The organism is Candidatus Bipolaricaulota bacterium (assembly GCA_021159055.1).
Taxonomy (GTDB): Bacteria; Bipolaricaulota; Bipolaricaulia; order UBA7950; family UBA9294; genus S016-54.
On the sequence record JAGGSO010000062.1, the window covers coordinates 1 to 12657 of the forward strand.

At 64.6% G+C, this 12657-nt stretch carries 14 protein-coding genes; 8 read left to right on the forward strand and 6 right to left on the reverse strand.

Going from position 1 to position 12657, the window contains the following annotated elements; genetic code table 11:
• From era to fabF, 6 genes are all read left to right on the forward strand, one after another.
• Positions 1–745, forward strand: a 745-nt coding sequence (gene era, locus J7J55_03095; protein ID MCD6141692.1) for a GTPase Era, incomplete at its 5' end; no start/stop codon positions are given.
• A gap of 4 nt (positions 746–749) precedes the next feature.
• Positions 750–1616, forward strand: a complete 867-nt coding sequence (locus J7J55_03100) for a hypothetical protein (GenBank protein ID MCD6141693.1) — start codon at positions 750–752, stop codon at positions 1614–1616.
• A 10-nt stretch (positions 1617–1626) separates the two neighbouring features.
• Positions 1627–2298 carry a deoxyribose-phosphate aldolase gene (gene deoC, locus J7J55_03105; GenBank protein MCD6141694.1) on the forward strand — a complete coding sequence of 224 codons (672 nt, stop codon included), beginning with the start codon at positions 1627–1629 and terminating at the stop codon, positions 2296–2298.
• Position 2299: 1 nt separating this feature from the next.
• Positions 2300–2998 (forward strand): DNA repair protein RecO, encoded by a 699-nt coding sequence (gene recO / locus J7J55_03110; GenBank protein ID MCD6141695.1) that lies wholly within the window; start codon positions 2300–2302, stop codon positions 2996–2998.
• A gap of 44 nt (positions 2999–3042) precedes the next feature.
• The gene (atpC, locus tag J7J55_03115; GenBank protein ID MCD6141696.1) at positions 3043–3393 is read left to right on the forward strand and encodes an ATP synthase F1 subunit epsilon; all 351 of its coding nucleotides are present in this window, start codon (positions 3043–3045) and stop codon (positions 3391–3393) included.
• Entirely contained in the window at positions 3386–4630 is a 1245-nt protein-coding gene (gene fabF, locus J7J55_03120) for a beta-ketoacyl-ACP synthase II (protein MCD6141697.1), read from the forward strand. The genes atpC and fabF overlap by 8 nt, the downstream gene beginning before the upstream one ends.
• A 24-nt stretch (positions 4631–4654) precedes the next feature.
• On the opposite strand, the gene J7J55_03125 is transcribed toward fabF, so the two are convergent.
• From J7J55_03125 to J7J55_03140, 4 genes are all read right to left on the reverse strand, one after another.
• Positions 4655–5755 (reverse strand): hypothetical protein, encoded by a 1101-nt coding sequence (locus tag J7J55_03125; protein ID MCD6141698.1) that lies wholly within the window; start codon positions 5753–5755, stop codon positions 4655–4657.
• 10 nt (positions 5756–5765) lie between these two features.
• Positions 5766–6290 (reverse strand): ribosome-associated translation inhibitor RaiA, encoded by a 525-nt coding sequence (raiA, locus tag J7J55_03130; GenBank protein ID MCD6141699.1) that lies wholly within the window; start codon positions 6288–6290, stop codon positions 5766–5768.
• Between the two features lie 88 nt (positions 6291–6378).
• Entirely contained in the window at positions 6379–7920 is a 1542-nt protein-coding gene (locus J7J55_03135) for a DUF87 domain-containing protein (GenBank protein MCD6141700.1), read from the reverse strand.
• Between the two features lie 79 nt (positions 7921–7999).
• Complete coding sequence (locus J7J55_03140) at positions 8000–9442, reverse strand: CCA tRNA nucleotidyltransferase (protein ID MCD6141701.1); 1443 nt, start codon at positions 9440–9442, stop codon at positions 8000–8002.
• Positions 9443–9558: 116 nt separating this feature from the next.
• Here J7J55_03140 and J7J55_03145 point away from each other — a divergent pair, with 116 nt between their 5' ends.
• On the forward strand, positions 9559–10023 hold the full coding sequence (locus J7J55_03145) for an aminoacyl-tRNA deacylase (GenBank protein MCD6141702.1): 465 nt from the start codon (positions 9559–9561) through the stop codon (positions 10021–10023).
• Positions 10024–10027: 4 nt separating this feature from the next.
• On the opposite strand, the gene J7J55_03150 is transcribed toward J7J55_03145, so the two are convergent.
• Complete coding sequence (locus J7J55_03150; GenBank protein ID MCD6141703.1) at positions 10028–11779, reverse strand: M3 family oligoendopeptidase; 1752 nt, start codon at positions 11777–11779, stop codon at positions 10028–10030.
• Positions 11776–12366, reverse strand: coding sequence for an HDIG domain-containing protein (locus J7J55_03155; GenBank protein MCD6141704.1), 591 nt, complete (start codon positions 12364–12366; stop codon positions 11776–11778). Before J7J55_03155 ends, J7J55_03150 begins: the two co-directional genes overlap by 4 nt.
• Positions 12367–12478: 112 nt before the next feature.
• Between J7J55_03155 and J7J55_03160 the strand changes: the two genes are divergently transcribed.
• Positions 12479–12657: sulfite exporter TauE/SafE family protein (locus J7J55_03160; protein ID MCD6141705.1), on the forward strand; the 179-nt coding region annotated here is incomplete at its 3' end.

Sequence of the window (12657 nt, forward strand, 5' to 3'; positions counted from 1 at the left end):
CTGTGTCTATACAACCGACACCGCGCAGATCGTATTCGTCGACACCCCGGGCCTACACGACCCGCAGAACCTGCTGAGCCGCCGCATCCTGCGGGAGGCGTTCCGCGCCCTGCGGGAGGTGGACGTGATCGCGTACATGGTCGAACCGTGGGGGAAGGTCTCCGACTACGACCGCCAACTGTTCGACCGCCTCCCCGAGCCCGTCCCGCCCATGATCCTCCTCGTGAACAAGGTCGACCTCGCCAAGGGGAACGCCCTGGAGGAGACTCTCCTCGCGTACGACGCCACCGGGAAGTTCGTCGAGCTGATCCCGATCTGCGCCACTCAGGGACTGGGGATCGCCGACGCTGTAAACACCATCATCTCCTACCTTCCGGAGAGGCCGCCCCTGTTCCCTCCGGACGTAAAGACCGACCAGCCGGAGGAGTTCCTGATCGCCGAACTGATTCGGGAGAAGGTCTTCCAGCTCACCTACCAGGAGGTCCCGTATTCGACGGCGGTGCGGGTGAAGTGGATGCACGAGCGCGACGACGGAATCCTCGAGATCAAGGCCGAGATCGTGGTCGACCGCGACTCCCAGAAGGGGATCGTGATCGGGAAAGGGGGGAGCTTGATAAAGAAGATCGGGACACAGGCGCGGGTCGAGATCGAGCGGCTGTTGGGCAAGCACGTCTTCCTCGAGCTGCGGGTCGCAGTCCGCAAAGGATGGACCAGAGACGCCGCTGAGATCGAGCGGTTGACCTGAAGAGATGACTGAAGGGCCTGCGGTAACGATCCGGCCCCTCACCCGCTTGGATGACCTCGCCACCTGTGAGCGGCTTCAGCTTGAGGTCCTCGGTGGATGGGAGCGGCTGGTGATCCCTCCCCATGCCCTGGTCGAGATCGGGGCCCGCGGCGGGCTCGTCCTCGGGGCGCACGAAGAGTCAGGGGAACTGCATGGTCTGTTGGTCGACCTCCTCTCCCGGGAGGACGGAGTCGACTCTCACTTTACCCTGTTCCTCGGGGTCCATCCCGAGGCGCGCAATCGCGGGATCGCGACGGCCCTCCGCTGTGCCGAGCGGAGGTATGCCCATCGGACCGGGATCTCGCTCATCCGGTGGGGGATCGATCCCCTGCGCGGGGTCAACGCCCACATCGCGCTGAACAAGCTCGGTGGGATCGGGGTTGGGTACTCCCGCAACCGATACGGTCCCCTCCCCGACCCGGCCGACGGCGGCCTGGCGACCGACAGGATTGAGATCGAGTGGTGGATCGATTCCCCGCGGGTGAACGCCGTCCTCGACCGCGGCCTCCTTCCCTCCCACTACCGCTTCGGACTCGACCGGATGGAGGTGGTGACCAAGACGCGCGGGGTGGGGGACGGTCTCCGCCAGCTGGTCGAGTTCAACCCGAACCCGGGGAGCAAGGTGATCCTCGTGGAGATCCCGGTCGATCTCGACCGGCTCTTCACCACTTCTCCTAACCTTGCCCGTGACTGGCGGGTGAAGGCGCGAGAGGTATTTGAGACGCTGTTCGGGAAGGGATATCTTCTTACCGGGTTCGTGCACGAGGCGGGGCGCAGCTTCCACCTCCTCGAATGGGGGAGGAAGAGGGTTGTGTTGGAGGCAGAAAACTAAGGAGGAAAGGATGCGCAAAAAGGAACTGGCGAAGATGATCGACCACACCCTCCTCGGCCCGACTGCGGCCCGGGACGGGGTGGAGCAATTGTGCTCCGAGGCGGTCCGGTACGGTTTCTATTCCGTGTGCGTCAACCCGTGCCACGTCAGGCTCGCCCGCGAGCTGACCGCGGACAGCCCGGTGAAGGTGTGCGCAGTGATCGGGTTTCCGCACGGGATGACCACTGCTGAGGTGAAGGGGTTCGAAGCCCAGAAGGCGATCGCCGCCGGGGCGGATGAGCTCGACATGGTGATCAACGTCGCCGCCCTGAAGGAGGGGAACTACGAGGCGGTGCTCGCCGACATCCGCGCCGTGTGCGACGCCGCCCGCAAGGCGCCGGGGAAGGTGCTCGTCAAGGTGATCCTGGAGACGGCCCTGTTGGACGAGCAAGAGAAGATCGCCGGGGCGATCCTGGCCAAGGCGGGCGGGGCCGACTTCGTCAAGACCTCGACCGGGTTCGGCCCGGGAGGAGCGACCGTGGAGGACGTCGCCCTGCTGCGCCGCACCGTGGGCGAGGAGATGGGGGTGAAGGCGGCCGGAGGGATCCGGGACTACGAGACCGCGGTCAGGATGATCGAGGCCGGAGCGAGCCGGATCGGGGCGAGCCGGAGCGTGGAGATCATCGCGGGGGCGCCGGAGTAGAGTGGGCCTCGAGCGCGGGGAGGGGTTCGTCCTGCGGACGCGCCCGTACGCGGAGGCGGACCTGATCGTCACCCTGTTTTTGGAGAAGAAGGGGAAGCGGACCGGGATCGCCAAGGGGGTGCGTCGCCTGAACTCCCGTCTCGGTGGGGTATTCGATCTCCTGAACCGGATCGAGGTTGTGTTCTACCCGCACCGGGGCCTCGATCTCCTCTCCCAGGGGAGCGTGTTGGAAGCCTACCTGCAAATCAAGCGCAACCTGGCAGCGGTCGAATCCGCTCTTGCCGTCGCCCGCCTTCTCGACCGCCTCCTCCCCTCCCATCAACCCGAGGACGGGCCATACCACCTGTTCTCCCGGTTCCTTGCCCTCCTCCCGACCGGGGACCCATTGGCCCTCCAGACCGCGACGGAGCTGAAGCTCCTCGCCCTCCTCGGCCACCGCCCTCACCTGAATGCATGCCAGCGCTGCGGAAGGAAGGACGGACCGTTTCGGTTCGTCCCCGGTCGGGGAGGGATCCTCTGCGCAAGCTGTGCTCAGGGAATCGAAGGGGTCCCGGTCGATGCCGGGCTCGTCCGCACCCTCGACTGGCTCCTCACCCATCCCCTGGAACGGAGCAAGGTGGTCAAGCTCTCCCCCGCCGCCGCTGCCCGCACCAAGGAACTGATCTCCACCTACATCGAGGTCCTCGGCCGCGGGACTTGACGGGAAAACTCTCCTCCCCTATAGTCTCGGGCAAGGAGCTGAATATGCGTTGTGAATTAATGACACCGGAAAGAAGGTTGTTCTCAGGCGAAGCGGAGATGGTCGTCGCCCGCAGTCCGCGCGGAGAGTTCGGAGTGATGAATGGGCACGCTCCCCTCCTTGCCGCCCTCGTCCCCGGCGAAGTGCGGGTGAAGACGGCGGAAGGGGAGCTTGGATTTGTCGTCGCAGCCGGACTTCTCCGTGTGGGAACGGACGGGGTGACGATCCTCGCCCAGGATGCCGTGCCGCGGGAGGAGATCGACCTCGCCCGCGTGCGGGCACGGATAGCCGAGATCGGAGAGGGCGACCCCACCGAACTCGCCTTCCTACGGGCACAGGAGAAGGTCCATGCCTAGACGGGTCGTGATCACCGGGCTCGGGCCGATCACCCCGATCGGGATCGGGAAGGAGGCGTACTGGCAGGGGCTGCGGTCCGGGAAGAGCGGGGTGCGGCGGGTGGACGATCGCGTCGATCTGGAGGGAATCGACGTCAAGATCGGGGCTCCCGTCGTCGACTTCGACCCGCTCGAGCACATGGACCGCCGGCGGGCGCGTCGGCTCGACCGGAGCGCTCAGTTCGGGCTCGTCGCCACCAAGCTCGCCCTCGCCGATGCCGAGCTCGACCCGAAAGCGCTCGACCCGACCCGGAGCGGGGTGATCGCCGGGACCGGGATCGGCGGACTGGAGACGCTATCCGACAACTTCAAGCTGTTGTTCGAACAGGGGCCGCGTCGGGTCAGCCCGTTCTTCATCCCGCGGCTGATGCCGAACGCCGTTGCGGGAGAGATCGCGATCGAGTATGGCCTGCGCGGGGGGAACTTCGGGGTCGTGTCGGCATGCGCCAGCTCGGCGCACGCGATCGGAATCGCCGGGGAGCTGATCAAGGCGGGGTTCCTCGACGTCGCCATCGCCGGCGGGGCGGAAGCGGTCATGGTGACCATCGCCTACGCCGGATTCACCCAGCTCGGGGCCCTGTCCAAACGGAACGATGCCCCGACCCGCGCCTCCCGTCCGTTCGACCGCGACCGGGACGGGTTCGTGATCGGAGAGGGGGCGGGGTTCTTGATCCTGGAGGAGGAGGGGCACGCCCGCGCCCGGGGGGCACGGATCTACGCCGAGCTCGCCGGGTTCGGGATGAGCGATGATGCCTATCACATCACTGCTCCCTCCTCGGACGGGACCGGGGCGGCGGAGGCGATCCAGGCGGCCCTTGCCCAGGCCGGGATCGAGCCGGACCGGATCGACTACCTGAATGCACACGGGACATCGACCGTGCTCAACGACCGTGCCGAAACCCAGGCCATCAAGCGGGCGTTGGGGGAGGCGGCGTACAAGGTGCGGATAAGCTCCACCAAATCGCAGATCGGTCACCTCCTCGGCGCGGCCGGGGCGGTGGAGGCGATCGCTACTCTCCTCACGATGGAGCACGGGTTCATCCCGGCGACGATCAATCTGGAAAACCCCGACCCCGAATGCGACTTGGATTACACTCCGACCCCGACCGCGGCGGAGATAAGGGTGGCGTTGAGCGAGTCGTTCGGGTTCGGAGGACAGAACGCAGTTCTCGTGTTCCGTGGGGTTAACCGGCGCTAGCAGGAGTGAGGCTCTTCCTGCTGGTCAACGACGGCTGGACACTGGAGTCGGATAGGAATCGTCATCGCGCACGGTGCACCCCGATCCGCGGTCGGGAAACTCGACGGCGTAAAGGGTGCAGTATTCCTCGATCGCAGCCGGGGATGAAAACGGTAGGACGTTCAGCTGGGAGGTCTCATCATCCCGTTCGAACCGGAAGCTCACCGGGATGAGCGTCCCCGGCGGAGCCGAGCTGTGGGTGGCGGCGATCCTCCCCGCGAGTTCGACGATCTCTCTTACCTCGAACGCCGTCTTCTTGGGCCAATTCGTCCGCACCATCGCCATCGGCCCGGGATAGGTCGGGAGGTAGACCCGCAGGTCCTGGGGGAGGAGAAGGTCCTGCAGCGCCCGCTTTTCCTCCTCCGTAGCTGCCAGGACGATCTTCACATCCGGGGGGCATCGGTAGTAGAGGCGGAAATCGAGGAGCCTGATGGCGTTCAGGTTGAAGTGCTCCTCAGTGAGCAGGCTCTCCAGCCGCGCCCCGAACCCAGGGAATGTCAACTTGCACCTCATCTCCGCGCTGAACGGATCGCCATCCGCAACGATCCCGAGGCGGGCGGCGATCTCGGGGAGGAGAGGCGAATCATGTTCCTTAAGTCCGAATAGGTGCTTCCGCTCGACCCAGCCGACCCGTTCCGCCTGGGTCGGGGGGAGGAGGTGAGCGGAGAGAGGGCGGAGGACGAGACCGGTGATCCCCAGCGCCTCATCGATCCGCGTCAGGTCATCGGCAGAGAGGCCGCGTTGCCCGGCGATCTCCCCGGTGACGATGAAGTCGGCCTTGAGGCGCTCCATGTACCGGGCGGCCCGCATGAGGATGATCGTGCGGCAACTGAGGCAGCTTCGGGTAAGGGCGAACGAGCCGCGGGGCGGGATGTTCGCCATGCGGCGGTACTCCTTCTTCAGGGATTGGGTGCGGAGCGGGACCCCGGGCCATTCCTCCTTCACCAACTCGCGCAACGGCCCGGAATCGGCGAAGAACGGGGACCGGAAGTGAAGCAGGAATAACTCGTCCACCTGGCGGGCTACCACCCGGGCCGCCACCCGGCTGGCCAGGCTCCCGGAGAAGAGAGCGAGTGCCCGCGTCACCCTTGTCCCCCTACCGCCGTGGCTCGATCAGGCCGTAATTACCGTCGCGGCGGTGGTAGATGATGTTTACCGCATCAGTCTCCGCGTTGATGAACACCAGGAATCCTTTATCGATCGCATCGAGCTGCAGGGCAGCCTCCTCGGGGGTCATTGGTTTCTGAAAGTACGTGTCGGTACGGATGATCTCGCGGTGGTTCACCTTCCCTACCGCCTCCTCGGGGAGGGCGTCCTTTTTCCCCCGGTCCTTAACACTGGTCAGCTGATCCTTGTACTTGACCAGCTGCCGCTTCAGCTTGTCGATGGCGGCGTCGATCGAGGCGTACATGTCCGAAGATTCCTCTCGGGCTGTTATCACCTTGCGATTGACGAGGTGCGCGTGCATATCGGCTATCTGCCGCTCCTTTTCCACCGTGAGGACAACGTCAATGCTGACGATCCCATCGAAGTAGCGCTCCAATCCGCTGGTCTTTTCGATGACGTAAGACCTCAACGCTTCGCTCGAACCGGTGTGTCGCTCGACGATTTTTACCTTCATGCCCCCTCCTTTTCCTGAAAAGATCATAGCAAAAAAGCGGGGGGCAGTCAATGATGTAAAACAAGAGAATAAAATAATTGAGGAGAGGCTAGACTGGTTGATCGACCGGTTTACCGAGGGAGGAGATGCGGGCGCGAAGGATGCGGGAGACGAGGTGAAGGGCACGGCGGTCGAGGTCGGGCTGGTACACCCCGAACTCGCGGGCGACGAACGCGTTCAGATTGCTCCGATAGTGGGTCCCGTCCGTGCGCCGTTCCCGTACGATCAGCCCCATCTCGAGGAACTCGCGCGGGGGGGAGTTCTCGATCACCCCGCGGGCGCAGTCGGTCCATGCCGCGATCTGGCTCACGGAGTAGGAGAGGGGAGCATGCTCCACCAAAAACGCGAGGATCCGCCGCTCGAGGATCCCCTTGTGGGCGATCCGCGCCGTGAGCCGGTCGATGTGGCGGAGTACGGCGGGGGGGAGCGATTCTCCGCGGGGCGGGGGAGCCTCTTCCTCGAGGTCGATTACCATGTTCTCATCCGTCGTGGCGGAGCCGATCCCGTGGACCGTCGCCGGAACCCGGTCCGGCCCGATTCCATTTCCTCCTTCCACCGAGTGAACGATCGCTTTGGAGATCTCCTGGATCTCGGGGAGCGAGGGGGTGGGGACTTCGACCTTGATGTAGCCGAGGGTACGGGCGATCTCCTCCAACTGCTCGATCTTCTTCTCCCGCTCGGCGAGCGCGGCCTCCAATCGGGCGATCTTCTCCTTCAGCGCATCGAGGCGTGTTTTCTTCCCCTTCCCCTGCTTCGCCCGCTCGATCGCCTCGATGATCGACTGGCTTACCTGCTTGAGCTGAGGAGTGACCACCACCTCAAGCGACGGGGTGAACCCGGCGTGGAACGTCTCCCGCTCGCGCACGTAGATCGGGAGGACGGTATCGCCGTTTATGTACACGCAGTTCCCGGTGTCGAGGGCGGAGATCAGCTCCTTCACCTCGCTCTTCCGCCACGGGAGGAGCTCGGAGTAGACCCGCATGTCCGCCTCGTGCACCACGCGGTGGAGAAACAGGATCCCGGCCTGGGAGAGGACGTCCTTCTCCACCTTGGCCGAGCGTTGGGAGACGATGATCGCCCCCAGGCCGCGCTTGCGCCCGCGCAGGGCGATGCGGGCGATCAGCTCCTTGAGCTCGGTGCGCGTCCCTTGAGGGATGAACTCGTGCGCCTCCTCGATCCCCACGATGTAGGGGCGGCGCAGCTTGCCGGCGAGGTTCCACAGCGCGGTCAGATACTCCTGCAGGAAGGCGTTCCGCTCCTCGGACAAGAAACCGGACAGGTCGAGGACGACCGGAACGTTCTTCTCCATACTGATCTGCGCGATCTCCTCAGCGCAGTCGGCGTCGACCTCGATCTCCACCCCTTCCCCGGTTCCGACCACCAGGACCTCGAACTTCTCCTTCAGCCCGAAGTACTCCCCGTCGATGTCGACGATGGAGAGAGGATAATTATGTTTGAGGAGCTCCTCGAAGATCACCCCGGCGGTGTTCGACTTCCCCGAGCCGCGGATCCCGAGGATGGCGATGCACTGACCGATGATCTCCTCCAGGTTCAGTGCCAGGTCGTCGCTTATGTGAAGAGGTGTCGCCATCAGTCTCCAACCTTTCGGTGAACGCGATCTCGGTCCGAGTCTACGGAAGGGGAGATGGCTGCTCCAGCCCGGATGTCCCTCACCCGGGGGGCGTTCTTCCTTCTTTAGCGATCAGGGCACGGGCGGCGGCGATCGCCTCCTCCCTCGTGGTGATCTCCCCGGAGAGGATCCGGTCATGGACCTTGTTCAGGACCTCGCCGAGGAACGGCCCCGGCTGCAGCCCGAGCTCGATCAGGGTGTTCCCATCGATCAGCTCCCGCGCCCGGTTCAGGCTTCCCACGTGCTCGATGTGTTCGATCACGCGCAGGGTCTCCTCGATCACCGGGCCCCATCCGGCCGCGCGGTGGGCGCTCGCTTCGGAATCAGCGATGAGGACCTGGAGAAGGTCGAAGAACAACGGGAATCTGCGGCGCAGGGATTTTTCTCCTTCCGCCTCCCCCTCGCTGATGAACCGGACCTGCTTGCCCCGGCCCATCTTGGGAAAGACGGCGACCCGCATGTGGTTCTTGACGAGGTAGACGAGGCGGGCGACGTCCGCACGGGAGAGGCGGAGCCGCTCACCGATCCGTTTCGTCATCCGCGCCCCGATCGCTTCGTGCCCGCCCATGTTCACCCCACCGCTCCGGGCGAGGGCCTTCGGCTTTCCGATGTCATGGAGGAGGACCCCGAGCTTCACAAGTGGATCGCGCACGAACCCATCCGCGACCCGCACGGCCATGACCGTATGCACGTACACGTCCCCCTCAGGATGGTATTCCTCCGGCTGGGGAACCCCTTTCAATGCCTCGATCTCAGGGAGGATGTGGGGGAGGAGGCGGAATTCGTCGAGGAGCTCGAGCCCGTGCGCCGCCCGGTTGGTCTTGAAAATGCGAAGGAGTTCATCGCGGATCCGCTCCCAGGATATCGCGGTGATGTGAGCCGCGTTCTCCTTGATCGCCGCCGCCGTTTCCGGCTCGATCTCTCCTCCGATTTGGCAGGCGAACCGGACCGCGCGCAGCATGCGCAGGTAGTCCTCGGAGAACCGAGCACGCGGGTCTCCGATCGCCCGGATCCGTCGTGCCCGCAGGTCCTCGACCCCACCGACGAGGTCGATCACCCTCCCGTCAAGATCAGCGGCGAGCCCGTTCATCGTCAGATCGCGTCGGTTTACGTCTCCGGCGAGGTCGCGCACCAGCTCCACCTTCCCCGGCCAGCGGCCGTCGTAGTCGGATTCGGTGCGGAAGGTGGCGACCTCGTACTGGCGGCCGTCCGGGGCGACAATCACGAGGACCCCGAACTCTTCCCCCACCCCGACGATCGGCCGGTCCGGGAACAGGGCGCGGATCTCTCGTGGGAGGGCGGAGGTGGCGATGTCGACCTCGGCCGGAACGAAATCATCCCGCCCCTCCCACCTAGCGAGGAGGGAGTCTCGCACCGCACCGCCGATCAGGTAGGCCTCATGTCCGGCCGCGTGCAGCCGTTCGAGTATCTCCCGGGCGAACGGGTGCGCGGTGAATATCCTGTCGATGTCGATCCGTTCCATGCTGAGCCCGAGGATACAGGGGCAGGGCGACGAAGCGCAAGGGGAGCCCTGCTTCGGTTCTCTCCCTCTAGTCCGGGAGCAGGTGCACACAGCAAGGGTTTGTGTATGATTGGGTGATGACGACACGCGGGATTGAAGAGCTGAAGAACGTCGGGGTGGAGTTCTCCGTCCTCTCTTACCGTCCCGAAGAAACGGGGGCCGAGTACGCCGCCCGCGCCCTCGGCCTCCCTCCGCGCGAGGTGATAAAGAGCCTCGTCTTTCAGGAGGACTCCGGAGGATTTGTCTTTGCCCTGATCGACGGAGCAGGACGGGTGAGCGGCAAGAAGCTCGCGCGGGCGTGCGGGTGCAAGCGTGTACTTCCGGCGAGCCCGCACGATGCGGAGCGGGTCACCGGCTACCAGGTAGGAGGGATCAGTCCGCTCGGGGCGAAGCGCGCGCTTCCCGTCTTCTTGGACGCCGAAACCGCAAAGAACGATACCGTCGTGATCAACGCCGGAGCACGCGGGACGTTGGTCCGCCTGGCGACGGCGGACCTCATCCGAATAACGGATGCAACGGTCGCCGACATCCGGAAGGAGTAAGCCGCTAATCCTCTTCGAGCCTTGCGATCATCTCGGAGATGACGTCGAATCCCCCCTGCCAGAAGGCGGGATCCGCCATGTCGATCCCGGCCTCATCCAGGATCTCCTGCGGCGCGGCCGCCCCACCGTGGGCGAGGATGCGCAGGTACTTGGGGACGAAGCTCTTCCCTTCCTCCTTGTAGAGCTTGTAGAGCCCCAACACGAGGAGCTGGCCGAAGCTGTAGGCATAGCAGTAGAACGGAGTCTGATAGATGTGGGGGATCGACACCCATTCCCAGCGGAACTCCTCACCCACCGCGACCGCGTCCCCGAACTGCTCGTGCAGGTTCTCGAGGTAGCGGGCGGAAAGCTCGTCGGTCGTAATCCCCCGGACGATAAGCCCGTGTGCCTCCTGCTCGAACAGGACGAAGTACGCCTGACGGGTGACGGTGGCGTAGGCACCGTCCACGAACCGGGCGAGGACCTCCCGGCGGATACGCGGATCTCTCTCCTTCTCCAGGGTGCTCTCCAGAAGGAGGATCTCGGAAAAGACCGAGGCCGTCTCCGCCAGCGGCAGGGCGGAGTGGAAGGTGAGGGGGGAGTGGTCGGCCGCCATGAGGGCGTGCACCGCGTGCCCGAGCTCGTGGGCAAGGGTGGAGACGTCGTCGTAGCGGCCGTTGTAGTTCAGAAGGACCCACGGGGTGAGCCCGGGAAGGACCCCGTAGCAGAACGCTCCTCCTTCCTTCCCCGGTCTGACCTCCGCGTCGAGGTGTCCCTCCTCGATCACCCGGCGGGCGTGCCCGGCGAGCTCCGGGGAGAACCGCGCCAGGCTCTCGAGCACGAGGCTCACCGCCTCATCCAGGGTGTAGCTCGTCGGAGAAGCCCCGAGCGGAGCGTAGAGGTCGTAGCGGCGGAGCCGCTCCATCCCCAGCCACTTCGCCTTCAGCCGGAAGTAGTCCTGGAAGACGGAGGCGTTATCACGGCAGACCGCAAGCAGGGTATCCACTACGGCGTCCGGGATGTCGTTTTGCAGGTTGCGGGGCGCAATCGGAGAGGAGAAACCGCGCAGCCCGATCTCCTCATCGTTCCAGTTGCGCACCACGTACTGGTAGATCTGTCCGAGCAGGGTCCCGTGGGCCCCGTACACGCGGTAGAGCTCCTGGTACGCGGCCGCGCGCAGGTCGGGGTTGGGGTCGTGAGCATAGGTCATCAGCTGCGAGCGGGTGAGGGTCTTCTTCACCCCGTCCACCTCGAGCGTGAAGCTGAACGAGTTGGTGATCATGTCGTACAAGGTGACAAGAGCGCTCGCCCCGGTCGCGTCCTTGACGTTTATCACCCGTTCTTCCACCTCGGACAGGGTGTAGGGAGTGAACCGACGGAGTGTCTCAAGGTAGTAGCGCACATCACCACTCGCGGCGAGGAGGCGGTCCGCTGTTTCGTCGGGGAGTCCCTTCCACCACAGCTCGAAGAACAGGGTCCGATTCCGAACGTCGGTCAGGAGCTTCTCGATCCGCCCTTGGAACGCAAGTGCGGATTGATTCCCGGTATCCTCGGCGAACCAGAGATCGGCGTACGCCCTCAGTCGGCGGGCACCGGCGGTGATCTGCTCGACGAGTCCGATGAGCTCCCGAAACTCGTCCACCCCGATCTCCGGGGTGAGGGCCGACCGCTTCTTCTCGAGGGCGACGACGGCGGTGTTCAGCTCGTCGATGTCTTCGTCGAGCCTCTCCGGGGAGGCGAGATCGTCCAGGCTCCACCGTCCCCGCACGGAGGTCATCCTCCCTCCCCCACGTTCCCGGCGAGTCCGATCTTATCCGCCACCTCGCGCATCCCCATGATCACGTCCTCGAACAGGTCTTTTAGGTCCATCCCGAGCATCTCCGCCCCCTTGGCGATCACCTCACGGTTCACCCCAGCGGCGAACGACTTATCCTTCCACTTCTTGGCGACCGACTTCGGCTTCATGTCGAGAACGCTGCGCGACGGCCGTACCAGGGCGACCGCGGTGACCAGCCCGGTCAACTCGTCGATCGCGTAGAGGACCTTCTCCATCTCCTCCACCGGCTCGACATCGGTGACCAGTCCCCAGCCGTGCGACATGATCGCCCGGATGTAATCCTCTGGCCAGCCCCGCTCCTCCAGGATCTCCTTCGTCTTCTGGCAGTGCTGATCCGGATAGCGCTCGTAGTCGAGGTCGTGCACAAGCCCGATGATTCCCCACTTCTCCTCGTCGGCGCCGCGCTTGCGCGCCATGTAGCGCATCACCCCCTCGACAGCAAGGGCGTGCTTGAGCAGACTCTCGGACTGGTTGTACTCCTTCAAAAGGGCCCATGCCTCTTCCCGCGTCGGCACATGTGTATCCATTGTCGTTTCCCCCTTTCTCGATCGGAGTAACTCTAGCGGTTCAGGCTCCGTTTTTCCAGACGAGTGAATCTTCGCGGGAATAGGCATATAGTTTGTCGGAAAGGGGGGAGGATTGGAGTTCGTTGAGCTGTTCGCCGCTGCGCTTGGGATCGGGTTCGTTGCCAGCCTCCTCGGGGTTGGAGGAGGGATCTTCATGGTTCCACTCCTGCTTTTGGGCGGATTCGTGCCGACCATGCACCAAGCGACCGGGACGAGTATCGCTGGGGTTGTGTTCACCAGCCTGTCCGGAAC

Bases quoted from the DNA above. Each gene is read 5' to 3' on its own strand.
- J7J55_03100 (MCD6141693.1), top strand. From the start codon at position 750: ATGACTGAAGGGCCTGCGGTAACGATCCGGCCCCTCACCCGCTTGGAT.
- deoC (MCD6141694.1), top strand. From the start codon at position 1,627: ATGCGCAAAAAGGAACTGGCGAAGATGATCGACCACACCCTCCTCGGC.
- atpC (MCD6141696.1), top strand. From the start codon at position 3,043: ATGCGTTGTGAATTAATGACACCGGAAAGAAGGTTGTTCTCAGGCGAA.
- fabF (MCD6141697.1), top strand. From the start codon at position 3,386: ATGCCTAGACGGGTCGTGATCACCGGGCTCGGGCCGATCACCCCGATC.
- raiA (MCD6141699.1), bottom strand. From the start codon at position 6,290: ATGAAGGTAAAAATCGTCGAGCGACACACCGGTTCGAGCGAAGCGTTG.
- J7J55_03135 (MCD6141700.1), bottom strand. From the start codon at position 7,920: ATGGCGACACCTCTTCACATAAGCGACGACCTGGCACTGAACCTGGAG.
- J7J55_03140 (MCD6141701.1), bottom strand. From the start codon at position 9,442: ATGGAACGGATCGACATCGACAGGATATTCACCGCGCACCCGTTCGCC.
- J7J55_03145 (MCD6141702.1), top strand. From the start codon at position 9,559: ATGACGACACGCGGGATTGAAGAGCTGAAGAACGTCGGGGTGGAGTTC.
- J7J55_03150 (MCD6141703.1), bottom strand. From the start codon at position 11,779: ATGACCTCCGTGCGGGGACGGTGGAGCCTGGACGATCTCGCCTCCCCG.
- J7J55_03155 (MCD6141704.1), bottom strand. From the start codon at position 12,366: ATGGATACACATGTGCCGACGCGGGAAGAGGCATGGGCCCTTTTGAAG.